21 protein-coding genes and 1 pseudogene are annotated in these 22,890 nt (G+C 68.5%); 8 read left to right on the top strand and 14 right to left on the bottom strand.

Features of this window, described 5'->3' with window-relative positions; genetic code table 11:
* Positions 1 to 1,086: NHL repeat-containing protein (locus AC1DQP_RS03195; protein ID WP_478051087.1), on the bottom strand; the 1,086-nt coding region annotated here is incomplete at its 3' end.
* A 123-nt stretch (positions 1,087 to 1,209) separates the two neighbouring features.
* Between AC1DQP_RS03195 and AC1DQP_RS03190 the strand changes: the two genes are divergently transcribed.
* Positions 1,210 to 2,730: a tetratricopeptide repeat protein gene (locus tag AC1DQP_RS03190; protein ID WP_478051086.1), complete on the top strand. Its 1,521-nt coding sequence runs from the start codon at positions 1,210 to 1,212 to the stop codon at positions 2,728 to 2,730.
* 39 nt (positions 2,731 to 2,769) lie between these two features.
* On the opposite strand, the gene AC1DQP_RS03185 is transcribed toward AC1DQP_RS03190, so the two are convergent.
* Positions 2,770 to 3,543, bottom strand: a complete 774-nt coding sequence (locus AC1DQP_RS03185) for a lytic transglycosylase domain-containing protein (RefSeq protein WP_457319204.1) — start codon at positions 3,541 to 3,543, stop codon at positions 2,770 to 2,772.
* A gap of 104 nt (positions 3,544 to 3,647) precedes the next feature.
* Positions 3,648 to 5,027: a D-serine/D-alanine/glycine transporter gene (cycA, locus tag AC1DQP_RS03180; RefSeq protein WP_256775116.1), complete on the bottom strand. Its 1,380-nt coding sequence runs from the start codon at positions 5,025 to 5,027 to the stop codon at positions 3,648 to 3,650.
* A 258-nt stretch (positions 5,028 to 5,285) separates the two neighbouring features.
* Here cycA and AC1DQP_RS03175 point away from each other — a divergent pair, with 258 nt between their 5' ends.
* Complete coding sequence (locus AC1DQP_RS03175) at positions 5,286 to 6,887, top strand: EAL domain-containing protein (protein ID WP_478051085.1); 1,602 nt, start codon at positions 5,286 to 5,288, stop codon at positions 6,885 to 6,887.
* A gap of 21 nt (positions 6,888 to 6,908) precedes the next feature.
* Here the strand turns inward: AC1DQP_RS03175 and AC1DQP_RS03170 are convergent, their stop codons facing one another.
* The 3 genes from AC1DQP_RS03170 to AC1DQP_RS03160 form a co-directional block, all read right to left on the bottom strand.
* Complete coding sequence (locus AC1DQP_RS03170) at positions 6,909 to 7,880, bottom strand: polysaccharide deacetylase family protein (RefSeq protein ID WP_457319202.1); 972 nt, start codon at positions 7,878 to 7,880, stop codon at positions 6,909 to 6,911.
* A 107-nt stretch (positions 7,881 to 7,987) separates the two neighbouring features.
* Complete coding sequence (locus tag AC1DQP_RS03165) at positions 7,988 to 9,205, bottom strand: MFS transporter (protein ID WP_457319201.1); 1,218 nt, start codon at positions 9,203 to 9,205, stop codon at positions 7,988 to 7,990.
* On the bottom strand, positions 9,202 to 10,395 hold the full coding sequence (locus AC1DQP_RS03160) for a serine hydrolase domain-containing protein (RefSeq protein ID WP_478051084.1): 1,194 nt from the start codon (positions 10,393 to 10,395) through the stop codon (positions 9,202 to 9,204). The genes AC1DQP_RS03165 and AC1DQP_RS03160 overlap by 4 nt, the downstream gene beginning before the upstream one ends.
* A gap of 233 nt (positions 10,396 to 10,628) precedes the next feature.
* Between AC1DQP_RS03160 and AC1DQP_RS03155 the strand changes: the two genes are divergently transcribed.
* Positions 10,629 to 11,531, top strand: a complete 903-nt coding sequence (locus tag AC1DQP_RS03155; RefSeq protein WP_457318295.1) for a LysR family transcriptional regulator — start codon at positions 10,629 to 10,631, stop codon at positions 11,529 to 11,531.
* Between the two features lie 173 nt (positions 11,532 to 11,704).
* Positions 11,705 to 13,315, top strand: a complete 1,611-nt coding sequence (locus AC1DQP_RS03150; protein WP_457318294.1) for an ABC-F family ATP-binding cassette domain-containing protein — start codon at positions 11,705 to 11,707, stop codon at positions 13,313 to 13,315.
* A gap of 21 nt (positions 13,316 to 13,336) precedes the next feature.
* Here AC1DQP_RS03150 and AC1DQP_RS03145 read toward each other — a convergent pair whose 3' ends face one another.
* Positions 13,337 to 14,668, bottom strand: coding sequence for a GTP-binding protein (locus AC1DQP_RS03145; RefSeq protein WP_457318293.1), 1,332 nt, complete (start codon positions 14,666 to 14,668; stop codon positions 13,337 to 13,339).
* 69 nt (positions 14,669 to 14,737) lie between these two features.
* Between AC1DQP_RS03145 and AC1DQP_RS03140 the strand changes: the two are divergent.
* Positions 14,738 to 15,106: pseudogene (locus tag AC1DQP_RS03140) on the top strand (MerC domain-containing protein); the annotation flags it as partial.
* Positions 15,107 to 15,158: 52 nt separating this feature from the next.
* On the opposite strand, the gene AC1DQP_RS03135 reads toward AC1DQP_RS03140, so the two are convergent.
* Positions 15,159 to 15,434: a metal/formaldehyde-sensitive transcriptional repressor gene (locus AC1DQP_RS03135; protein ID WP_457318291.1), complete on the bottom strand. Its 276-nt coding sequence runs from the start codon at positions 15,432 to 15,434 to the stop codon at positions 15,159 to 15,161.
* A 50-nt stretch (positions 15,435 to 15,484) separates the two neighbouring features.
* Between AC1DQP_RS03135 and dmeF the strand changes: the two genes are divergently transcribed.
* Complete coding sequence (gene dmeF, locus AC1DQP_RS03130) at positions 15,485 to 16,585, top strand: CDF family Co(II)/Ni(II) efflux transporter DmeF (RefSeq protein ID WP_478051083.1); 1,101 nt, start codon at positions 15,485 to 15,487, stop codon at positions 16,583 to 16,585.
* Here the strand turns inward: dmeF and AC1DQP_RS03125 are convergent.
* Positions 16,557 to 16,904 carry a hypothetical protein gene (locus tag AC1DQP_RS03125; protein WP_457318289.1) on the bottom strand — a complete coding sequence of 116 codons (348 nt, stop codon included), beginning with the start codon at positions 16,902 to 16,904 and terminating at the stop codon, positions 16,557 to 16,559. The two genes, dmeF and AC1DQP_RS03125, sit on opposite strands and share 29 nt — an antisense overlap.
* 106 nt (positions 16,905 to 17,010) lie before the next feature.
* Between AC1DQP_RS03125 and AC1DQP_RS03120 the strand changes: the two genes are divergently transcribed.
* On the top strand, positions 17,011 to 17,433 hold the full coding sequence (locus AC1DQP_RS03120) for a hypothetical protein (protein WP_457318288.1): 423 nt from the start codon (positions 17,011 to 17,013) through the stop codon (positions 17,431 to 17,433).
* A 269-nt stretch (positions 17,434 to 17,702) separates the two neighbouring features.
* On the opposite strand, the gene AC1DQP_RS03115 is transcribed toward AC1DQP_RS03120, so the two are convergent.
* Positions 17,703 to 18,185 carry an REP-associated tyrosine transposase gene (locus tag AC1DQP_RS03115; protein ID WP_457318287.1) on the bottom strand — a complete coding sequence of 161 codons (483 nt, stop codon included), beginning with the start codon at positions 18,183 to 18,185 and terminating at the stop codon, positions 17,703 to 17,705.
* 145 nt (positions 18,186 to 18,330) lie between these two features.
* Positions 18,331 to 19,185: a hypothetical protein gene (locus tag AC1DQP_RS03110; RefSeq protein WP_478051082.1), complete on the bottom strand. Its 855-nt coding sequence runs from the start codon at positions 19,183 to 19,185 to the stop codon at positions 18,331 to 18,333.
* 157 nt (positions 19,186 to 19,342) lie between these two features.
* On the opposite strand from AC1DQP_RS03110, the gene AC1DQP_RS03105 reads away from it, so the two are divergent.
* Positions 19,343 to 20,245: a class I SAM-dependent methyltransferase gene (locus AC1DQP_RS03105; RefSeq protein WP_457318285.1), complete on the top strand. Its 903-nt coding sequence runs from the start codon at positions 19,343 to 19,345 to the stop codon at positions 20,243 to 20,245.
* 19 nt (positions 20,246 to 20,264) lie between these two features.
* On the opposite strand, the gene AC1DQP_RS03100 is transcribed toward AC1DQP_RS03105, so the two are convergent.
* From AC1DQP_RS03100 to AC1DQP_RS03090, 3 genes are all read right to left on the bottom strand, one after another.
* A complete protein-coding gene (locus tag AC1DQP_RS03100) occupies positions 20,265 to 20,438 on the bottom strand; it encodes a hypothetical protein (RefSeq protein ID WP_312239092.1) in 174 nt (57 codons plus the stop codon).
* A 20-nt stretch (positions 20,439 to 20,458) separates the two neighbouring features.
* On the bottom strand, positions 20,459 to 21,271 hold the full coding sequence (locus AC1DQP_RS03095; RefSeq protein ID WP_457318284.1) for an alpha/beta fold hydrolase: 813 nt from the start codon (positions 21,269 to 21,271) through the stop codon (positions 20,459 to 20,461).
* Positions 21,272 to 21,770: 499 nt separating this feature from the next.
* Positions 21,771 to 22,793 carry a hypothetical protein gene (locus AC1DQP_RS03090; protein ID WP_478051081.1) on the bottom strand — a complete coding sequence of 341 codons (1,023 nt, stop codon included), beginning with the start codon at positions 22,791 to 22,793 and terminating at the stop codon, positions 21,771 to 21,773.
* Positions 22,794 to 22,890 lie beyond the last annotated feature (97 nt).

Genomic DNA, 22,890 nt, shown 5'->3' with positions numbered 1-22,890 from the left:
GGGCGCATCCGCCGCCGGCCCGGTCAAGGCCGGGGGTGCGACCGCACCGGCGGCAAGCGCGCCGATCCGATGCACCCGATACGCGGCCGCGTCGGCAACCAGCAGGCGGCCATCGGCGTCGAGCGCGATGCCGGCCGGACGGGCGAGGCGCGGCTGCGTTTCGGCACCGAGCAACGCGATCTGGTGCCCCTGCGGCGTCACCTGCACCAGCCGCCCGCCGGTGTCGCCCACGTACAGCACGTCGTCGTGGGTGACCACCACCGACAGCGGCCCGTTCACCAGGCCGCCGTCGGCCACCTGCGTGCGCAGCGTGCCATCCGGCGACAGGCGACGGATCGCATTGTTGTACAGATCGGCGATCAGCAGATTGCCATGCGCATCCAGTGCCAGCGCCACCGGGGTATCCAGCCCGGCGTCGCCGCCGATGCCATCCACGGTGCCCGGGCGCTCGCCACCGGCCAGCGTGCCATCGGTCTCTATCACGCGGATGCGATCGTTGTAGGTATCGGCCACGAACACCCGGCCATCAATACCCACCGCCACGCCCATCGGCCCGTCGAAGCGCGCCTGCGCGGCGGCACCATCGGCGAAGCCGGCCTGGCCGTCGCCGGCCACCGTGCTCACCGCGCCATCGATGCCGATCCGGCGGATGCGGTTGTTGCCGGTGTCGGCCACATAGACATTGCCAGCGGCGTCCAGCGCGATGCCCGACGGCGTATTGAACTGGGCCTGCAGCGCCGGACCGTCGCGCCACCCCTCACCGTTGCCGGCCAGCGTATCCACGCGCCCATCCGGATAGAGACGACGGATGCGGTTGTTGTCGCCGGCGTCGGCGATGTAGGCCACCCCGTTGGCGTCCAGTGCCACCGCGTAGGGATCGGAGAACCGTGCCTGCGCACCGGCCCCCTCGCGCGAACCGTCCACGCCATCGCCGGCCAGTGTTTCGATCCGCGCCTGCCAGCCGAGCACCGTCGGCACCGGACCGGGCGCGATCACCGCCGGCAGCGGTCCCTTGAGGAACGTCCACGCCAGCCCTGCCGCGGTGATCACCGCCACCGCCGCCATCATCCAGTGCCAACGTTTCATTGCGTTCCCTGTCCGTTCGAGGGCACGACCATAAACGTTGGCCGCGCTGCTGCAAAGCCCGTGCGCTTGTGCGTTTGCCGGGTTCCGGGTTCAATCGATGCTCATTCCATGGAAGGACGCCCCATGCCCGGCCTGCGACACCGTCTCGCCGTTCCCCTGCTGCTGGCCCTGTTCGCCACGCCGGCGCTGGCTGCCTCCATCGATGCTGCCACGCCTGCGAATCAGACGGCGCAGCCGTTGGCACAGACGTTGGCCGATACCATCACGCTGGCCGAGAACGGCGACAGCGTCGGCGCGCTGCTGGGCTTTGAGCGCGTGTTTGCCGATCCCGGCTTCACGCAGCTGCCCGAGTCGCTGCGCCTGGACGGCTGGATCACCGCCGGACGTGTTGCGTTCAACGCACGCCAGGCGCGCGATGCACGCCGCTACCTGGATGCCGCGCTGAAGCAGGCACCGGACGACCCGCGCGCCCTGTATGTGCTCGGTCGCCTGCTGCTCTGGCAGCAGCAGCCGGTCCAGGGCGCCAGCCTGATCACCCGCTCGCTGCGCGCCTCGGACCAGTTCCTCGGCGACTTCGATGCGGCGATGGCCTACGCGCTGGACGAACAGCTGCACGACCAGCCCGAGGTCCGCCGTGCACTGCTGCAGGTGCTGTTCGACCGGCAATGGCAGGACGACGGCATGGAGCCCGGCGGGCTGTGGCTGACGCTCGCCACCCTGCAGGCCGATGCCGGGGAGCACGCGGCGCTTGCCGCCACCGTGGCGCGCATCGATACGCCGATGGACGTGGTGACGTTGCGCAGCGACAAGCGCTTTGACGCCGTGATCAACCGCCGCGATCCGCGCTTCGATCCGCTGCAGTCCGCACGCCGCCACGTCGATGCGTTGCGTGTGGAAGGCCTGCTGCGTCCCGAGCGCGGCGATCGCATCACCGAGCTCACCGATACCCTGCTGCTGATGGGCGAGCACGAACAGGTGCTGAGCACCACCGAGGCGCTGTACACGCGGTTGGCCGCCGCCGGTGCGTCCCCGTCCTTCCGCGGCGCCGATTACGCGGCCTGGATGCTGATGCACCGCGCCACCGCCGAGCATCGCCTCGGCCGCGATGCACAGGCCGAGGCCACACTGGTCCTCGCCAGCACGCTGCATGAGCAGGCGCCGGCGTTCAATCCGCTGATGCGGCTGTACCTGGCCAGCTGGTACCTGGGCAAGCAGCAGCCCGAGCGTGCCCTGCAGACCCTGGACGGCCTGGAAGAAGGCGAGATCTACGGCGAATATGTGCGCCAGTGGATACGCTTCAATGCCTATCGCACACTCGGCGACGGCGAGCGCTCGGCGCAGGCGCGGCAGTGGCTGCAGTCCAACAAAGGCGAAGGCCGCAGCGTGTACCTGGAGGTACTGATCGGCGAAAACCGGCTGGATGACGCGGCGGCGTGGCTGGTCGCCGCGCTGCAGGACAAGGCGCAGCGCCAGGACCTGCTGCAGCTGCTGCAGGACTTCCGCATGCTGCCGCCGATGCCCGCCGATATGGAAAACGAGAAACGCTGGGCGCAGTTGTTCAAGCGCCGCGACGTGCGCGCCGCCGTCGACGCGGTGGGCCGCATCGAGACCCAGCCCATCTACGGCCGCAGCGTCTGGCGGTGATCCCCGCCGCCGGCCCGTGCATCGGGCCGGCGACCGGCGCTACTTTGCCGGCGTCTCCACCTTGAACCCCATCGCCTCGCGGTAGCGCACGTACAGCGTGCTCACCTTGTCCACGTAGTCCAGGGTCTCGGCATACGGCGGCACGCCCTTGTAGCGGGTCACCGCGCCGATGCCGGCGTTGTAGGCGGCCGCCGCCAGCGTACGGTCGCCCTTGTAGCGCTTGAGCAGCGCCTTCATGTACCGCGCGCCGCCATTGATCGACTGCTCGGCCGAGAGCGGATCGGCCACGCCGAACTCGGTGGCCGTATCGGGCATCAACTGCATCACCCCCTGCGCGCCCTTGGGCGATATCGCGCCCGCATCGAAGCCGCTCTCGGCATGGGCGATCGCCCGCAGCCAGGCGTCTTCCACGCCGGTGGCCTTTGCCGCGGCCTTGAACTGCTTGGCATGGCGGTTGAGCTGCGGCGTACCGACCTTGCCCAGCCCTTCATGCGCCGGCTCACCCGGCGGCGTGGCTACGGTGAATTTCAGGAACACCCGCGAACCTGGCAGGTTGCGCGTGGAATAGACCATCCCGCCGTCCTGCTCGCGCTCGTACAGGGTGCCGCTGAAGACCCCCATGTTGCCCCACAGGTTGGGCGTCTGCACCGCGTTGTCATCCACCTGCTGCGCGGTGCATTGGGAGCCGGGCTCGGGCGCGGTGGCCAGGCTGACCGTGTTGTTCTGCACACAGCGGTACACCGTGCGCGCCGACGCCTCCCACGGCAGCAGCAACGACAACAGGGCCAACGCGGCAGGCAGGGTCGGGTTCATGGGCTCGGTTCGGGGCACGCCAGTCGTGCGGCGCGATCATCCGGCCCAGGCTGCGAACCGAAGGTGAATACCGGGCCCGCCAGGAGGGCGGACCCGGCCGACGCTCAGCGCGGGCCGCCGATCAGCCGCTTGCCGGCGTAGCCCAGGCCCAGCAGCAGGAACCACAACGGGCTGATCGCCAGCGCGTAGAGGGTGTCCGGCTGCAGGGTCAACAGCACCAGCACGAACACGAAGAACACCAGGCACGCCACGCACATGGCCACGCCGCCGGGCATCTTGAAGGTCGACGCCGCGTGCAGCTGCGGGCGACGGCGGCGGTAGACGATGTAGGAACACAGGATCAGCGACCACACGAACATGAACAACACCGCCGCCAGCGTGGTGACCAGGGTGAACGCGGTGACCAGGTTGGGGATCAGGTAGATCAACATCGCGCCCAGCAGCAGGCAGATGCAGGAAAACAGCAACCCGCGCGCCGGCACCGCCGCCTTCGACAACCGCGCAAAGAAGCTCGGCGCGTGACGCTCCTCGGCCAGCCCGTACATCATCCGGCTGGTGGAGAAGATGCCGCTGTTGGCCGAGGACGTGGCCGAAGTGAGCACCACGAAGTTGATCAGGCTGGCGGCGGCGGGAATGCCGGCCAGCACGAACAGCTCCACGAACGGGCTCTTGCCCGGCACCACTTCGCGCCAGGGGGTGACGGCCATGATCGCGATCAGCGCCAGCACATAGAACACGATGATGCGGATCGGGATCGAGTTGATCGCCTTGGGCAGGTTGCGCTCCGGATCGGCCGTCTCGGCCGCGGTCGTCCCCACCAGCTCGATACCGACGAAGGCGAACACCGCGATCTGGAAGCCGGCGAAGAACCCGGCCAGGCCCATCGGGAACATCCCGCCGTCATTCCACAGATTGGCGAAGGTGGCCTGATGGCCCGACGGCGCGGTGAAGCCCCATGCCACCAGCCCGAAGCCGGTGATGATCAGCGCGCAGATCGCGATGATCTTGATCAGCGCGAACCAGAATTCCATTTCGCCAAACAGCTTGACCGTCACCAGGTTCAGGCTGAGCAGCAGGATCACGCACATCAGCGCCGGTATCCACGGCGCCAGGTCGGGGAACCAGAACTGCGCGTAGGCGGCGATTGCGATCACATCGGCGATCGCGGTGATGATCCAGCAGAACCAGTAGGTCCACCCGCAGAAGAACCCGGCCCACGGCCCCAGCAGGTCGGTGGAGAAGTCGATGAAGGACTTGTACTCCAGGTTGGACAGCAGCAGTTCGCCCATCGCGCGCATCACGAAGAACAGCATCGCGCCGATGATCAGGTAGACCAGGATGATCGACGGACCGGCCAGGCTGATGGTCTTGCCCGAGCCCATGAACAGGCCGGTACCGATGGCCCCGCCGATGGCGATGAGCTGCAGGTGGCGGTTGGACAGACTGCGCCGGAGGTGCTCGGGCGGGGCGGCAGGATCGGACATGGGCTCAGGCCAGGCGGGGCGAAGGCCATGAACATAGAAGAGCGCGGGCGGTTGCGCTACTGCCGCGTCAGTCCGGCCTCGCCATCGGTTGTCGTCTTCACCCTGCAACGCACCCCCTGACCCCGACACTGGCAGTGTCCCGGCAGGCGTCACGGGCAAACCCTGTTCCAATCCCCGCTCGCAGGTGGTGATATAGCGCGCATCGGGGCTGCGGCCACGGACGCCGTTCACCATCCCCCACCGGGCATCGAGGTCTGCTTGAACCGCGCCAGGATCATCGCCGCCACTGTGTTGTTCGCCCTGCTGGGCGCGTTCGTGCCGATCGCCACCGTGGCGTACTTCACCTGGGCCCGGGCCACCGAGGCCGAGCAGGACCGCCTCCAGCTCACCGCCGAACGCACGCTGCTGCGCGCGCACCGCGCCTATGAAGCCGGGCTGGTTGCCCTGCGTCGCCTCAACCAGAGCGCGTTGGAGCCGTGCTCGGCCGACCACCTGCAGTTGATGCGCAGCCTGGTGCTGAGCACCCACTCGGCCGAGCAGGTCGGCTACTTCGAGGACGGTCGGCTGCGCTGTACCTCGTGGGGCATGATGGACAAACAGGTGCCCACGCCCACCCCGGACCACACCACGGCCGATGGCGCCGGCATCACCCTGGGGGTGYGTCCGGTGGCCGGCGATGGCACCGCCCTGCTTTCGGTGTATCTGGGCCGGTACGACCTCCTGGTGGACCCGGCGCGTTTCGTGGATGTCATCACCGATCCCAACGTGCGCCTGGCCGTGGCCAGTCCGGACGGGCGCCTGATGGCGCAGCAGGACATCCTCGACCAGCAACTGCTGCAGCGCCTGCTGCGCGACCCGCACAGCGGGATGGACAGCCACACCCTGTACGCCACCGCGCAGGACCAGGAATGGCTGGCCGTCGCCACCGCGCCGCGCACCGACCTGATGGCCAGCTTCCGCAGGCAGTTCCGGCAATTCATTCCACTGGGCGTGCTGGGCGCGCTGGCGGCGGTGGCGCTGGTGGTCTGGCTGTCGCGGCGGCGGCTGTCGATGAAGGCCGAGCTGGCCACGGCCGTGCGCAAGCGCGAGTTTTTCATGCACTACCAGCCGATCATCGAACTCGACACGGGCATCTGCGTCGGTGCCGAGGCGTTGGTGCGCTGGTCGCGCCCGGACGGCAGCCAGGTGCGCCCGGACCTGTTCATCCCGCTGGCCGAAGAGCACGGCCTGATCGAGGCGCTGACCGACCAGGTCATCGAACTGGTGATCGCCGACATGCGCGCGCTGCTGGTCCAGGACCGCAGCGTGCACATCGCCATCAACCTGTCCGCCGGCGATGTCAGCAGCGGGCGGGCGCTCAAGGTACTGTCGGCCCGTCTGGCCGGCACCGGCATCCACCCGCAACAGATCTGGCTGGAAGCCACCGAGCGTGGCTTCATCGACGTGCAGCGCGCGCGCAATACCCTGGCGCTGGCCCGCCGCGCCGGGCATTGCGTGGCCATCGATGATTTCGGGGTGGGCTATTCCAGCCTGCAGTACCTGCAGCAATTGCCGCTGGATGCGCTGAAGATCGACAAGTCGTTCATCGACGCCATCGGTACCGACAGCGCTACCAGCCCGGTCACCTCGCACATCATCGACATGGCCAAGACGCTGGGCCTGTTCACCGTGGCCGAGGGCATCGAAACCCCCGCGCAGCTGGCCTACCTGCAGGCGCGCCAGGTGGAGTTCGGACAGGGCTGGCTGTTCTCACGGCCGTTGCCCCCGGAGGCGTTCGTCGCCTTCCATCACCAGCGCCTGCAGCAGTACGGCAAGGCCCGCGAAGACATGCAGAACCCCAACGCGGTGGTGGAGGACTGAGCCCTGTCCGGTGCATCGGGCTCATTCGTCGGCAATGCCTGCCAGTTCCAGCACCCAACGCGGCACCTTCGGTTCGCCGGCATAAAAACCGCGCGGCTTGCCGTCGGCCATCGCCCAGCGGTGGATCCAGCTGATCCCCCCGGCGCCGTTGTAGCCATCGGCGTGCGCATAGGCCGGGTCGTCCAACGCCTGTTGCAGCGAGATGAAGGTGTAGCCACGCCGCTTGGTCGCTGCGATCAACTCGCCGATGCTGTCCGCATTCAACGCATTGGCGTGCATCAACCACACCTGTGCCGGCAGGCGACCCAGCAACCGCTGCGACTGATCCTCGTAATAGGCCAGCTTGTTGAGCATGTAGGGCACATAGCCACGCCGCAGCTGGCGCAGGCGCGTGTCGCGCAGCACCGGATCGGTTTCGGTATCGCGTACGTGGTCGTAGGCGAACGCCCAGATCCACTCGCTGTTGTCGACCGTGACCGGCGCGATGCGATAGCCATGCTGGTCCAGGAACGCAGCCAGCGCCGCCCGCTGCTGCGGGGTCTGGCCCGCGCGCAGGTACGGATGACGGAACCACCGTGGCGCCTGGCCGCGCTCTGCCAGCAACGGGCGCAGGGTCTTTTCGCCGTCGAGGATGTCCTGCTCGTAGGCATCGAGCCCGATCGCATGCAGATCGACATGGCCACGGGTGTGGTTGCCCAGCTCGAACCCGGCATCGCGCCAGTCGCGCAGCATCTGCACGCGCGTCGGCTGCACCGTTCCGTCCTGCTCCAGCTTGATCTCGTTGACGAAGCCCACCACCGGCACCCGTGCTGCGCTCAGCGCGGCCAGCAGCTGCGCATACCGCTGCGCCAGTTCCGGGTCGTTACGCTCATCCAGCCGCTGCCAGGGCAGGTCGTCGATGGTCAGCGCGATGCGTTGCGCCGGCGATGCCTGCACCGCGCCGGCCACGGCCAGCACGCCCATTCCCATCCATCGCAACACGGTACGGCGCACGCCATGCTCCAGCCTATGATCCCGACACCAGCATAACGCCCCCATCCCCGCCCCACTGTTCAACGCGAGGCCGGTAGAGCCGGGCCTTGCCCGGCTGCGCGTCCACCTCAGTGCTCGGCGGCGGCCCACGCACGCGGTCGCCGCAGCACCACCGCCAGGGTCATCGCCAGCAACGTCAACAGCACGGCCGGCAGCCAGCGTTCGCCCAGGGTTTCCAGCATCACCCCGCCCACCACGCCCCCGATGGCGATGGCCAGGTTCCAACCGGTCACCACGAACGACTGCGCGATATCACCGGCAACCCCGGCACGCCGCGCCACGGCGGTCTGGAACTGGGTCGCCACGCCACCGAAGGCGACGCCCCACACCACCGTGCCCAGCACCAGCACCGACGACGAGGTCGGCCACAGCGCGAACGCCGTTGCGGCCAGCACGAAGGCCACCGTACTGGCGATCACCAGCACGCGCAGCCAGCGGTCCACCCATATCCCGGTGATCCAGATGCCCAGCAGCGCGGCTACGCCGAACACCAGCAGCAGGCGGTCCAGCCACGGCGCCGCACCGGCCAGCGCAGCGAACGGCTCGATGTAGGTGTACAGCACGTTGTGCGCCAGGATGTACAGGAACATCGTCAGCAGCGCCGCGCGCATTCCCGGCAGCCGCCACACCTCGCCCAGGCGCTGCCGTGCGCCCGCGCCCGGTGCCGACAACGCCGGCAACGCCAGCCGTGCCCACAGCAGCAGGCCCACGCTGAGCAGCGACATCAACCCGAACGCCCAGCGCCAGCCAATGGTCTGCCCGAGCAGCGTACCGGCGGGAATGCCCAGCGACAGCGCCAACGGCGTGCCCACCATCGCCACCGCGATGGCGCGGCCCTGCAGGCGCGGCACCACCATGCGGCTGGCATAGCCGGCCACCAGCGACCACAGCAGGCCCGCGCTGATCCCGGCGATGAAGCGCGCCACCAGCATCACCGCGTAGTGCTGGGTGAAAGCGGTGATCGTGTTGACCACCACGAAGCCGCCGATCGCCGCCAGCAACAACGGCCGCCGTGGCAGGCGCTGGGTCAGCGCGGTCATCGGCAAGGCCGCCACCAGCGAGCCGATCGCATAGATGGTCACCAACTGCCCGACCAGCGCGCGGCTCACGCCCAGGTCGGTGCTCATCGGCGACAACAGACCGGCCGGCAATGCCTCGGTCAGGATGGTCACAAAGCCCGCGCAGGCCAAGGCCAGCAATCCTGCCAGCGGCAGGCGCTCCGACGCGGCCGGCTCCACAGCCAGCGCCGCGGCGCCGGCGTCCCCGCTCATGCCCGCGCCGCTCATGCCGACGCCTCCACCGCGGCGTACACCGCATCGCGCAGGTGATCGACAAACGCGCCGTGCATGCCTTCGTACAGGGTATTGGTCAGGGCGACCACGCTCAGCCCGCGCGCCGGATCCACGAACCAGCTGTGTCCGTATGCGCCACCCCAGCGCCAGCTGCCGGGTGCCTGCGGCGTGGCCGTCGAGCCGGCATCGTCCAGCACCGCAAAGCCGAGTCCAAAGCCCCAGCCCGGCGCATCCGGCGGGCCCTGTTCGCCCACCTGCGCGCGCGCCATCGCCGCCACGGCCGTGGCCGGCAACCAGTCGCGGCGCGATTCCCCACGCAGCGCTTCGAGCAGGCGCATGACGTCGTCGGCCGTCCCGACCATGCCGCCGCCCGCCGAGGCGAACGCCGCCGGATCGCTTGCACGGGCCAGGCTGTAACAGATGCCGGCGGTGCCCTCGAACGGCGCCACCACCTCGCCTTCGGCCAGCCGGTGCGGCTGCGGCGTGTCGGTGACATAAGGCGTGGCCAACCGCGCCGGGCTGTCGGCATGGAAGCCGGTGTCCTGCATCCCCAACGGCAGGCTCACCTGCTCGCGCACCACCTGCGCCAGCGGCACGCCGGTGGCCGCCTCCAGCAGCGCGCCAGCCACGTCCACGCCCAACGAGTAACGCCACGCCGTACCCGGCGCGAACAGCAGCGGAACCTGTGCGATCCGCCGCAGGTTTTYGCGCAGGCTGATCGGGCTGTCATCCATGCCGTCGCTGACGCCCGCCCGTGCATGCGGGCCGTCGGCGTCGGCATCCAGGAAGCGATAACCCAACCCGGCGCTGTGGCTGAGCAGGTGGCGCAGGGTGATGTCCGGGCGGCGGCCGTCGGCCAGCGCCGGGCGGAAGTCGGGCAGCCACTCGGTGATCGGTGCGTCCAGCGACAGCAGGCCCTGCGCCACCAGCCGCATCGCCGCAGCGGTCACCATCGGCTTGCTGACCGAGGCCAACCGGAACAGCGCATCGCGCGACATCGGCCGTTGCTGCTCGCGATCGGCCCAACCGCTGGCGCTGGCGTGGACGAGCTGGCCGTGCTGGCGCACCAGCACCACCGCGCCCACGATCCGTTGGTGGGCGTGGGCGGCAGACAGCACGGCATCGACCGGCGCCAGGCGCGGATCGGCAACGGCAACGGCAGGGAGGTCCAGGACGGAGGACATGGGGGACGGTCCAGCAGGAGGGGAGCGCCATCGTCGGCCTTCACTGCCCAGGCAAACACCCAGGCGGCGCTCCATACATTCCGGACGCAGCATTCCGCAATCATGGAAATCCCCGTACCACCAAGGGATCCGGCCGCAGCGCGCCCCGATGCACCACTGCGTCCCACCGGCAGGGCCGCCGAGCCCCCCGGTGCCGCTAGAGTGGCGTCTTCCCCCCCCCCCTTGGTACGGCCATGTCCGCGCTGGAAAACCTGGGCAACCTGCAGACCTTCGTGCACGTGGCCGACACCCGCAGCTTCGTCGAGACCGGGCGCCTGCTCGGCGTATCCGCCTCGGCCACGGGCAAGACCGTCACCCGCCTGGAGCAGGCGCTGGGCGTGCGCCTGTTCCACCGCAGCACGCGCAGCGTGACCCTCACCGCCGAAGGCGAGCGCTTCCTGCTGCGCTGCCGGCGCATCCTCGACGAACTCGACGCCGGCCGGACCGAACTGGCCCAGCAGGCGGCCGCTCCCTGCGGCACGCTGCGATTGAGCCTGCCGCTGGTCGGCGACCTGTCGCTGCCGATCCTGTCCGATTTCATGGCCGCCTACCCGGGCATCCGCCTGGAGCTGGATTTCGACGACCGCATGGTCGATGTGATCGAAGAGGGGTTCGACGCCGTGCTGCGGGTCGGCGAGCCCTCCGACTCGCGGCTCAGCGCGCGGCGGCTCGGCGTTTTCCCGCGTTACCTGGTCGCCTCGCCGGATTACCTGGCGCGTCGCGGCGTCCCGCAGACGCCGTCAGACCTGCTGCAGCACGACTGCCTGCACTACCGCTTTCCCACCAGCGGCAAACTGGAACCGTGGCCGCTGCCGCGTGAACCCGGTGCGCCCGCGCTGGAGCTGCCGGTAGCGATGGTCTCCAACACCATCGAGGCCAGGCTGGCCTTTGCCCTGGCCGGACGCGGCATCGGCTACATCCCCGAGCATTCGGTGCGCGACGCGCTGGCCGACGGGCGACTGCGGCGTGTGTTGCCCGACCAGATCCACGCCTGCGGCACCTTCCACCTGCTGTGGCCATCGGGCCGCCACGTGCTGCCGAAGCTACGGGTGTTCATCGATTTCGTCAGTGCCCGGCTCACCGGCGTGAGCTGCTGAACAGCGGATATTCATCGCCTGCGCGGCGCGCAACTCTATACTGGCCGCGCGACAGCCAGTCGCCTGTGTAATGAGGTATGCCCGCATGCGCCATTGATGCCCCGCCGTCTGCTGACGGCCACTGACCTTCCCGCCGCGCGCGTGAGGGATTCAACGGCATCCATGGAGGTCGCATGACCGCATTCGCTCTCACGCTCGACCGCGTGACGTATACCCTGCCCGACGGCCGGGTCCTGTTTTCCGATATCAGCACGCACCTCGACACCACCCCGACCGGCCTGGTCGGGCGCAACGGTGTCGGCAAAAGCGTGCTCGCCAATCTGTTGGCCGGGCAGCGCGCGCCCACCAGCGGGCAGATCCAGCGCACCGGCAAGGTCCATCTGCTGACCCAGCACAGCGGCGCGCCTGCCGGCAGCATCGCCGAGCTGGCCGGCGTCGCGCCGTTGCTTGCGGCGCTGACCCGGATCGAAGCGGGCAGCATCGCGCCGGCCGACTTCGCCAGCGTCGGCGAACGCTGGAACATCCGCGAGCAACTGCAGGCGCAGTGGCGGCAACTCGGGCTGCCTGCACTGGATCCGGATCGGCCGGCGGCCACGCTCAGCGGCGGCCAGGCCATGCAGGTGGCGCTGGCCGGTGCGCTGCTGTCCGACGCGGACGGCCTGATCCTGGACGAGCCCAGCAACCACCTCGACAGCGCCCACCGCACGCGCCTGCTCGATGCCCTCGCCGGCTGGCGCGGTGGCCTGATCGTGATCAGCCACGACCGCACCGTGCTGCAGGCCATGCAGCGCATCGTCGAACTCACTCCAGGCGGGCTGCACAGCTACGGCGGCAACTACGCTCTGTATGCCGAACAGAAGCAACACGCACGCACCGCCGCCGACGACCTGCTCGCCCTGCGCAAGCGCGAACGCCGCCAGCAGCAGGGCGAGCTTCGCCAACAGCGCGAGCGCCAGGAGCATCGCCAGTCGCGCGCGCAACGCGAGGCACGCAGCGCCAACCAGGCGCCGATCCTGCTCGGCGGGATGAAGAGCCGCAGCGAGAACAGCGCCGGGCGCTGGCAGGCCCGGCAGTTGGAGCGCGGCGCCGACATGGACGCCCGCGTGCGCGAGGCTGCCGCACAGGTGGAGGACGTGGTGGAGATCGCGTTGCTGGCACCCACGCTTCCCGAGCCCGGTCCGCAGCGTGTCGCCGAACTGATCGATGTGCAGTTGCCGTGGGCGGCGTCCCCATGGCAACGCATTACCGCGTGCGTGCAGCGCGGCCAGCGCATCGGCGTGCGTGGGCCTAACGGGAGCGGCAAGTCGACGCTGYTGCGGCTGCTTGCCGGGCAGATCGAGGCGCTGGCGGGCGAGTGCAGGGTGGCTGCCCGCGTAGCGCTGCTCGACCAGTCGCTTTCCGGGTTGCCAATGCAGGCCACGGCCCTGTCATTGCTGCAGGACGCGCATCCCGACGCCAGCGAAGCGACCCTGCGCACCCAGCTGGCCCTGCTGGGCCTGGATGCCACGCGCAGCTTGCGCCCGCTGTGCACACTCAGCGGTGGCGAGCGCCTGAAAGCCGCACTCGCCGCCGTACTGTATGCGCGCACGCCGCCGCAGTTGCTGCTGCTGGATGAGCCGGGCAACCACCTCGATCTGCCCTCGCTGGCCGCATTGGAGCAGATGCTCAACCAGTACAAGGGCACGCTGATGATCGTGTCCCACGACGCGGCGCTCCTGCAGGCCGTCGGCGTGACCCATCACCTGGACGCAGCCGACGGAGGTTGGGAGATCACGGCGTGTTAGGCGACGCATGGCTGCATCGCCTCATCCCCGCGACCACGCCGGGAAGGCATCGGGCAGCAGCTGCCACAGCATCGGGCCGGCGTGCATCTCCGCGTCGGTCAGCAGGCAGGCATCGAATTGCGCACGCAGCGCGCGCTCATCCATTTCCACCCCGATCACCGCCAGCTCCTGGCGGCGATCGCCCCACCAGGGGTGCCACATCCGCCGCATCGCCTGGTACTCACCCGCATCACCTACTTCGTCCATGCCCGGCATCGGTGCGGTCCAGCAGGACGCCTGCTGACGCACCCAACCGACATCGGTGTATGGCACCTGCGGCGGCGGCAGCAACGGTGTGCTGTCTTCCATCCCGGCCGCCACCCGCTCGCGCGCGGCATACCAGAAGCCGGCCGCCTCGGTCCGCGTGGCCGCGCCCACGCTGGACAGCTCGCCCACCCGGTCCATGCGGTTGGCCAGCCAGAAGAACCCCTTGCTGCGGATCACCCCACCCAGCCCCTGTTCCAACAACCGCGCGAACCGCTGCGGGTGGAGCGGCCTCCGGGCCCGATAGACGAAGCTGCTGATGCCGTATTCCTCGGTCTCCGGCGTGTGCACGCCACGCAGCGCCTGCATCCAGCCCGGGGCCAGTTGTGCCTTGACGAAATCGAAGCGGCGCGTGTCCAGCACCTCATGCAGCGGCACGTTGCCCTGCTCGGAAAGTACCAGCCGCGCCTCGCGATTCATCGCGCGCAGCACCGCCAGCGTCGACTGCAGCGCGTCATCGTCGACCACATCGCACTTGCTGACCACGATCACATCGGCGAACTCGATCTGTTCGGCGAGCAGGTTCACCACCCCACGCGCATCGTCTTGTCCGGCCTGCTGCCCGCGATCGACCAGCCGATCGGTCGAACTGAAGTCATCCAGGAAATTCACCCCGTCCACCACCGTCACCATCGTGTCCAGGCGTGCGATGTCATTGAGGCAGAACCCGTCCGCGTCGCGTACCGAGAACGTCGCCGCCACCGGCATCGGCTCGGCGATCCCGGTGGACTCGATCAGCAGGTAGTCATAGCGCCCCTCGGCGGCCAGCCGCTTCACCTCCTGCAGAAGATCGTCGCGCAGCGTGCAGCAGATGCAGCCATTGCTGAACTCCACCAGCGTCTCCTCGGTGCGGCTCAGCGTGGCGCCGCCATCGCGCACCAGCTGTGCGTCGATGTTGATCTCGCTCATGTCATTGACGATCACCGCCACCCGGCGCCCCTCGCGGTTGCGCAGCAGTTGGTTGAGCAGGGTGGTCTTGCCGGCGCCAAGGAAGCCGGACAACACGGTCACCGGCAGGCGGGTGTCGAGAGGAGCAGCAATGGCGGTCATGGCGGGACAGGTTCGGGCGGGGATTAAAATGTTACTATATAACATTCGCAGATCTGGTCCCCCACCCACATGAAACGTTCTTCCACCCTGCTCGATGCCGGTGCCATCGCCTTGTCCAGCTTGTGCCTGCTGCATTGCCTGGCCCTGCCGGTGCTGGCCGCTGCCCTGCCGCTGTTTGGCGTCTGGGCCCAGGCCGAATGGGTCCACGTGCTGTTCGTGGCCATCGCCGCGCCGCTGACCGGCTTCGCCCTGTGGCGCGCCCACCGCCAGCAGCGCCTGCCTGCTGCGGCGCTGGCCAGCGCTGCGTTGGGGTTGCTGCTGTTGCTGGCCGGCGCCGCCGAGTGGCCCAGCCACGACACCGAAACGCCAATGACCGTCGCCGGCAGCCTGCTGCTTGCCGCCACCCACGTGTGGAATGCCTGGCGTCGGCACCGGCACWGAGGGGCTCAGGCCACAGACCCTGCCGTAGCCACGCAGGCGACCGTTGCGCCTACTTCCCGTAGGCGCGCAATAGCTTCACCAGCACCTGCGCCTCGGCCGCGCGCTCGGCCGGATCGCTGGGGCTGACCACGTGCGCCTGCAGATGCTCGTCCAGCAGCGCCATCAGCAGGCCGTGCGCGGCACCCCGCACCGCCGCAGCCTGCATCAGCACATCGGTGCAGTCGGCCTCGGTCGATTGCAGGGAGGTTTCCAGTGCGGCCACCTGGCCGGCCATGCGCCGGACCCGGGCCAGCAGCGCGTTTCGTTGGTGTTGGACGTGCGACATGGGACAGGAGAATATACCCTATGGGGGTATATTCCCATCGGGCCCGCCCCATGTCCCTCCTCGCCGCCGCCGACGCCCGCCGCCACAGCCACCGTTTCGACGACGGCAACCCGCTGGCCGAGCGCAACACCCGGCGCGCCCTGTGGCTGACCGCAGCGATGATGGTGGTGGAGATCCTCGGCGGCTGGTGGTTCAACTCCATGGCGGTGCTGGCCGACGGCTGGCACATGAGCTCGCACGCGCTCGCCTTGGGAATGGCCGTGTTCGCCTATGCCTGTGCCCGGCGCTACGCGCATGACGGCCGCTTTGCGTTCGGCACGTGGAAGATCGAAATCCTCGGTGGCTACACCAGCGCGGTCGCGCTGCTGGGCGTCGCGTTGCTGATGGCGGTGCAATCGGCGCAGCGGCTGTTCTCGCCCAGTGCCATCCACTACGACCAGGCCATCGCCATCGCCGTGGTGGGATTGGGCGTCAACCTGCTGTGCGCGTGGTGGTTGCATGACAGCCACGGGCACGATCACGGGCATCATCATCATGGGCACCCTCACGGTCACGGACATGCGCACGGTCACGGCAGTGCGCGGGATCACGACTCAGACCACGCTGATCAGCATGGCCAGCAGCATCATGTTCACGAAGCCCACGGCCACCCCCACGCCGCGCAGGACCTCAACCTGCGCTCGGCTTACCTGCACGTGATCGCGGACGCAGCCACCTCGGTGCTCGCCATCGCTGCGCTGGTGGGTGGCAAGTTCTGGGGCGCGGCGTGGCTGGACCCGGTGATGGGCCTGGTCGGTGCGGTACTGGTCACCGTGTGGGCGGCGGGCCTGCTGCGCGACACCGGCCGGGTGCTGCTGGATGCGCAGATGGACGCCCCGGTCGTGGCCGACGTGCGTGAGGTGATCGAGCAAGGCCCGTGGGCAGCACGCCTTGCGGACCTGCACGTGTGGCAGGTTGGTCGCGGCAAGTACGCGGTCGTGGCCAGCGTGGTGAGCGACACCGAGGTGACGGCCGATACGCTTCGTGAAGCCTTGTCCATCCACGAGGAGCTGGTGCACATCACGGTGGAGGTACATCGGGTGGAAACGGTAATGGGTGATCCTTTACCTACCGCTTACCCTCTCACCGATGAAACATCATCGCCACGATGAACAACGCCAGCGGCGCGGCACTGAGCACGGCGCCGACGACACCCAGCCAAGGCCAGCGTTCCTGCCGAACCCGCGAGCCGACGGTAGCGATCAGGCCGATGGCGGCAGCACCCAGCACGCCGATCGCCGTCGCCCCGCTCGTGCCCACGCCGACCGTGGGGCTATCGCTCGCCAGCCGCACGAGATAGCCGGCCAGGCCACCCAACGGGAGCCCAAGGAAGCTGCATACGCCCAGCCAAGGCCAGCGTTGCACCATCGTTGCCCGTGGCGACGACACAACGTGCGGCGGCGCGGTATCCAATGGTGTGTTGTCCTGCATGTCAGCCTCCCCGGTTCACCCAACCGTACACCATCGCCCGCCGTGCACGGTCCCTCCCGCTCGCTACGCCACAATGCGGCAATACCCGCTACCAGGAGGACCCGCCATGCACGTCGTCACCCGCCTGCTACTGCTGTCACCCCTGTTGCTCAGCGCCTGCCGCAACGCCGACTCCGGCGCCGGCACGTTCTCCTCCGATCCCATGCTGGGGTGCTATGCCACCCACCCACGCAAGCCGGCGGAGTTCCGCATCGAGCAGCAGCAGGGCCAGTACTACGTGTCGTTCAACCGCGACGAACAGTGGCAACGCGACGATACCGTCCTGCAGGTGTCCTCGCGAGCGGACATCGCCCGCTTCTTCAAGGATGACGCCGATCAGATCGACAAGGCGCTGGTACGCCCGAACGGCGGGTTCGGCATCTTCCACTTCAATCCCGGTGCCACGCTCAAGGGCAAGGACAAGGACAGCGACTACATGGCACTGGTGCTGATCGGCGCCGGGCCAGTGTTCAAAGTGCGCTGCGGCTGAGTCCAGCCGGCGAGCCGCGGATGTGCAATTGACGACGTCGCACTAGCCTCTACTCCGGCAGTGCGGGAGGACGCTGTGCGTTCCTTCCGGTGCCCATGACCCACCGGAAAGTGACGCAGTAACGCCGGCGGGCAACTCCCCGTGCCTGCCGCCATCGCCCTTCTCCCGCACTGCCGGCCGTGCGACGCACGCGCGCGGCAACGCCAGTACCCATCCTCTGCAGTACCCCACCCGCAGACGCGCGCAGACGGGCAGCGCGGGGCCGTACTTCAACACGGCCCGTCCCCACGGGCGATGCGATGGATGGAGCTGTACGGCCACTCGGTCGCCTCGCGCACATGGCCGTGCCTGACCGGATTCTGGTGCACGTAGGCCACGTGCCGGTCGAAGTCCTCCGTATCCAGAATGCGGTGCTCGCGGAAACCGCTGTGCCATAGCGGACGTGCCGTGCGGTCGCGGCGCAGCACCGCGCGCGGGGGCATGCCCGGGAGCTGCCGATCGAAGATCGCCTGGATCTGGGTCCAGCGCCGATGACCGTCGTCGTCACCCTCCGGCAGCGTCCACACCCCGTGCAGGTGGTCGGGCAGCACCACGATCGCGTTGATCCGGAACGGACGGGCCAGCTGCGCCACCCGGAACGCGAGGCGCAGACCCTGGGCCTGCTCGATCAGCAGGCGGCTCTGCCGATCACGCAGGTGCGCACTGAAAAAGTACGCGTTGCCGGGCTGCCAGGGGCGGTGATCGTAGGGCATGGGCGCAGTCTGCGATTGCCAGCCTCTGACCACGATCGGTCCGCGCCTGAAGCGCGTATCGGACTGCTACGCGCCGCTGCATCGGCGTTGGCTCACCACCGCGTCGGGAGAGCGGAACAGCGCGCGCAGGGTGCCACCACACCGCTCAGCGGTGCTGCGCCTCGCAGGTCGTCATGGCTTGGGACGAAATGTATCCCTTCAAGCCGAAATCCTCGCGTGCATCCAACCGCGCGGCAGCCTTCGACGCCTCCGGCAGCAACCGTCGAAGCGCCTGGCTTACCGGCACCGACCAGTTCTGTGGCGCGACGTCCGAATCGGCCGACGGTTCCCCCTCGGTCCACGGCAACATCATCAGCTTCTGCGAGCGCGAACTGAGTACCCGTGTCGGTGCATTCCCATACTCGATGACCACGTGCATCACCGGAGAATCGTCGGTCCAGATGCCACCGGTGTAGTAGTCCTCCAGTACCTCGCGCAGCCGGGCGCCCCCCAGCAGGCGGTGCATCTGGTCTTGAATCTGACTGGTCGTGCAGGCCGGCACCCGGGTCGAGGCCGACGTCGCTGCATACCTCAACACTTCCCGCGGCCGCACCCGGCGCGCCACCTCCTCCACGGCGCGCTCGCGCGTCCACGCAGGCGCCGACAGTGCCCACAGCAGCTCCCCCACGCGCTGGGCCGGGATGCTGTCGGTGGTCACCGGACCGTTGCCGTCCATGTCCAGCTGCGAGCGCCGCACGAAGGTACGGCGGCCCTCGCCCGGGCGAAGCCGATGGACTTCTTCGGCGCGCTCCCATCCGGAGTAGGTGTAACGGATCTCGATCCCACGCACATCCTGCAGCGCGGTCCCCTGCGGCGGCGGATGCGAGCCGTTGCAGGCGGTCAGCGCCAGCAGGGTCGCCATCACCAGCAGGCTGCGCCGGTGGCTGCCAAGTCTGGGCAGCGCGATCCTTGCAGACCGGTGGCGGCGCAGCGCGCCGACGCAGCGGCGGATAGTTCCCATGGTCCGGTGCATCTCACATTCCTGGAAAACGATGTAACCGCCTGCCCTGCCCCGACCGCGGAAACGGCCAGGAACCGGCAAGGCGCCAGAACGCACTATAGCGGTGCCCGATGACAGCCGACCGCCGTCAGGCGGCATTGCCGCGTGGTCAGGTACGATGCCCACCCCTGACTACCCTGTCACCCGGCCGCCTCACGGCGGGGTGTTCCCGACTCCCGTGCCCCATTACACCGGTCCCCTGCTGACCCTTCCGCTCGCCCAAGCCCTCACCCGCGCCCGTGATGCCGGCGCCGGCGAGTGGACCGGCTCGCTTGATCTTGGCCGCTCTACCGGTCCCGCCACCCTGGCTGCGGACCACTGGTTGTGGAAGGGCGCGCGCTACGACTACCCGGGCAAGACCCGCGACCGCACCCTGTACTACTGGGATGGGGAGGAATTCCTGGCGGTGTCCCGGTTCGGTTCGGCGCTGATCAAGCTGGTGCCCACCGACTGGGACGCCCCCACCTTCGAGATCGATGGCATCAAGATGCTGCCAAGCGCGCAGGTGTCGCCGTTCGAGGATGCGCGGCGCAAGGTGGCGTTGATCGCGCCATCGGGCAAGACCGTGCTCGATACCTGCGGCGGGCTCGGCTACTTCGCCGCCTGCTGCCTGGAAGGCGGCGTAGCGCGCATCCAGTCGTTCGAAAAAAATCCGGACGTGCTGTGGCTGCGCACGCTCAACCCGTGGTCGCCAGACCCGGACGCCGCCAGCAGTGGGGGCCGGCTGTCACTGACCCAGGGCGATGTCTCGCTTGCGATCGAGGCGCTGGAGACCCGCTCGGTGGATGCCATCCTGCACGATCCGCCGCGTTTCGGCATCGCCGGTGAACTGTACTCGCAGGTGTTCTATGACCAGTTGGCGCGGGTGATCCGCGACGGCGGGCGCATGTTCCATTACACCGGCGCACCCAACAAGCTCACCAGCGGCCGCGATGTGCCGCGGGAAGTGGCCAAGCGGTTGGAGAAAGCGGGTTTCAAGGCGGAGCTGGCGCTGGATGGGGTGCTGGCGGTCAAGCGGTAAGGGCGTTGGCCACCCGACCTCAATCACCGCGCGGCAGCTTCTTCGCCCACATGTTGTCGACCAGGTTCGGATAGGCCCGGCCATTTTCCTCGGCGCGTTGCCGCGCGGCGTCTTTCTGCGCCGGCGACAACGGCGAGGATTTCCCGCCGTTGGGGTTGGGCTTCTTCCACGGTGGGGTTCGGGTCTGGCGCATGGCCGGATGCTAACGCAGCTTCACTTCGCCAGGAAGGCGACCAGCGCCGCATTGAACTGCTCCGGGTGGCTGGCATTGCAGCCATGCGGCGCATCCTTGAGCACCACCGCCTCGCTACCGGCAATGGCCGCGTGGGTGCGCTTGCCGGACCCTTCATACGGCACCGTGCCGTCGCTGTCACCGTGCAGCACCAGCGTGGGCACCGTTACCTTCTTGAGCTCGTCGCGGAAATCGGTGGTACCGAAGGCCTTCATGCAGCCCAGCGCGGCGGTCTGGTCCGACTGCTTGCACAGGTCGATAGCCTCCTGCCGCTGCTTCTCGCTGACCTTCAGCACGCCCTTGGCGCTGAAAAAGTCCTTGGTGAAGCCATCGAAGAAGCTGTCGCGGTCGCGCTCCAGGCCCTGGCGCATCTCATCGGCCTTGGCCTGGGTGAGCGGGCCTTCGGGGTTGTCCGGGGTCTGCAGCATGTACGGCGGCACCGCCGAGGCGAAGACCACACTGCGCAGCCGCTGCTCGCCATGGCGGGCGATGTAACGGGCCACTTCGCCGCCGCCCATCGAGAACCCGACCAGGGTGGCGTCCTTCAGATCCAGGTCGTTGAGCACCCCAGCCAGGTCATCGGCCAGCGTGTCGTACTCGTAGCCGTCGGCCGGCTTGTCCGAGCGCCCAAAGCCGCGACGGTCGTAGGCCACCACGCGGTAACCGGCATCCTTCAGCACCGGGATCTGCGCCTTCCAGGACTCGGCCGACAACGGCCAGCCGTGGATGAGCACCACCGGACGGCCGGTACCGCCGGTATCTTCAACGTGCAGACGGACGTGGGAAGCAGCCATGGGGAATCCTTCGAGCGATGGGAAAGGAGTGACCGATCCTAGGCAAGTGCGATGGCCTATCCTGTGAAAAATGCGGCGGCGGCGATGACATCGCCTGCACAGGTCTGAGCGCTTCACCAGACCCATACATTGCCTGCACGGTCTCAGTCTGTGAGACGGACATTACCCATAGTGCAATCCGCACCAACGCCATAATGAGCCGGCTCGGATGGACCTTCGCCCGCTGTACCCTCGCGCCAACGCTCCTGTCGTACTGGCGATTCCCCGCATCGCCTGCGGCGGACTTGMGCGTACGTTGCTGTTGCATGGGGTGGGCGTGCATCCGGCATCGCGGGCCGCGTTGAGGGAGGCGCTGCGAGCTGCAGGGCAGCGCGGGCGATGTGCTGGCTGCCTGGCAGGCAGAGTGGCAAGCTGCTGCGCATCCACCGTGCCAGCCTGACGAGCCGCGCCAGCGCGCCTCACCGCGTTCGCCCCAGCCCTCGCCTCGAGTGACTTCCGATCAGTGCGACGACACTGAAGCCTGCAGCGCAACTCGCCGGGAACCCAGCGTCGCGTAGGTGAAGGCCAGTTCATTACCGAGCGATGGCGGCACGACCTCCGGCTGCGAAACCGGAGTGGACTGCCGGTACCAGCGACCGCCCACGCGCACGAACTGCGCGCTCTCCACGCCCTGCCGGCCACGCCGGGTGCGCGCCTGCATTACCTCCTGGACCGGCCCGGCCACCGTCTCACGCATCACCAGCTTGCGCTGTCCCCACATCCGCAGCGCGGGCAGACACAGCAGCAGCACCCAGAGCATCATCACCACCAGGCCGATGCCCAGCCAGGCGCTGAAACCACGGCTGACGCCCGGCAGGAAAGCCAGCACGACCAAGGCGAGCACCATCGCACCGCCCCACCATGCGGCGGCCTGCAACAGCGCGCGCGGGCGTGCCATCACGCGCTTCCAGTCACGCGAGACCATGGGTGCGGCCTCGACGGCCTGCGCGTGCAGGGTCGGATATTCCACCTGCAGCAGGTGTCCAGGGCGGACCGCGTTGAAGACCAGGCGAATGGGCGTGCCAGCGACGGGGCCGACGATCTGGTGAGCGACAAAACCCAGCAACTCTTCGCTGCCCGGCGACTCCTCCACCACAGAACAGGATCGGCCATCGACCAGATAGGCACGGCCTTGACCGCCAGAGGCGGGCAGGATCTGCGCCGCATCCAGGCGTCCCTCCACCACGATGACCTGGCCCGATGCCAGCACGTCACGCAGCGATGCCATGCGCAGACGCCGATGGACGACGGCGATGATGATCGCGATCACCCCGATGGCGGCGGCCACGAACGTGGGAATCAGCGTCGGTGCTGTGCCGCTGGTATGCATACCCAACCAGGCTGCGAATGCGGTGATGACCAGCGCCACGCCGATGGCGAAGCGCAGCAGCGCGGTACCGGCATCGCGCTGGAAACGCAGATCGTCCTCCAGCCGGGTACGCAGGTCAGCCGGTAGGGGCTGGGGGAATGAAGCGTTGGACATCCCTGATCTCGCTATCGAAGCAGGCGACCGTGCCTGGTGCGGGATCGATTATGTCATTGGCGGGCGACACATCCGACCCTCCGCAAAGGGCCGGATG

It is taken from the genome of Stenotrophomonas sp. P5_A8 (assembly GCF_056400545.1).
This window is presented reverse-complemented; position numbering and strand designations above follow the sequence as displayed.

Coding starts and splice junctions, on each gene's coding strand:
- AC1DQP_RS03190 (WP_478051086.1), top strand. CDS start 1,210: ATGCCCGGCCTGCGACACCGTCTCGCCGTTCCCCTGCTGCTGGCCCTG.
- AC1DQP_RS03185 (WP_457319204.1), bottom strand. CDS start 3,543: ATGAACCCGACCCTGCCTGCCGCGTTGGCCCTGTTGTCGTTGCTGCTG.
- cycA (WP_256775116.1), bottom strand. CDS start 5,027: ATGTCCGATCCTGCCGCCCCGCCCGAGCACCTCCGGCGCAGTCTGTCC.
- AC1DQP_RS03165 (WP_457319201.1), bottom strand. CDS start 9,205: ATGAGCGGCGCGGGCATGAGCGGGGACGCCGGCGCCGCGGCGCTGGCT.
- AC1DQP_RS03155 (WP_457318295.1), top strand. CDS start 10,629: ATGTCCGCGCTGGAAAACCTGGGCAACCTGCAGACCTTCGTGCACGTG.
- AC1DQP_RS03145 (WP_457318293.1), bottom strand. CDS start 14,668: ATGACCGCCATTGCTGCTCCTCTCGACACCCGCCTGCCGGTGACCGTG.
- AC1DQP_RS03135 (WP_457318291.1), bottom strand. CDS start 15,434: ATGTCGCACGTCCAACACCAACGAAACGCGCTGCTGGCCCGGGTCCGG.
- dmeF (WP_478051083.1), top strand. CDS start 15,485: ATGTCCCTCCTCGCCGCCGCCGACGCCCGCCGCCACAGCCACCGTTTC.
- AC1DQP_RS03125 (WP_457318289.1), bottom strand. CDS start 16,904: ATGCAGGACAACACACCATTGGATACCGCGCCGCCGCACGTTGTGTCG.
- AC1DQP_RS03120 (WP_457318288.1), top strand. CDS start 17,011: ATGCACGTCGTCACCCGCCTGCTACTGCTGTCACCCCTGTTGCTCAGC.
- AC1DQP_RS03115 (WP_457318287.1), bottom strand. CDS start 18,185: ATGCCCTACGATCACCGCCCCTGGCAGCCCGGCAACGCGTACTTTTTC.
- AC1DQP_RS03110 (WP_478051082.1), bottom strand. CDS start 19,185: ATGGGAACTATCCGCCGCTGCGTCGGCGCGCTGCGCCGCCACCGGTCT.
- AC1DQP_RS03105 (WP_457318285.1), top strand. CDS start 19,343: ATGCCCACCCCTGACTACCCTGTCACCCGGCCGCCTCACGGCGGGGTG.
- AC1DQP_RS03100 (WP_312239092.1), bottom strand. CDS start 20,438: ATGCGCCAGACCCGAACCCCACCGTGGAAGAAGCCCAACCCCAACGGC.
- AC1DQP_RS03095 (WP_457318284.1), bottom strand. CDS start 21,271: ATGGCTGCTTCCCACGTCCGTCTGCACGTTGAAGATACCGGCGGTACC.
- AC1DQP_RS03090 (WP_478051081.1), bottom strand. CDS start 22,793: ATGTCCAACGCTTCATTCCCCCAGCCCCTACCGGCTGACCTGCGTACC.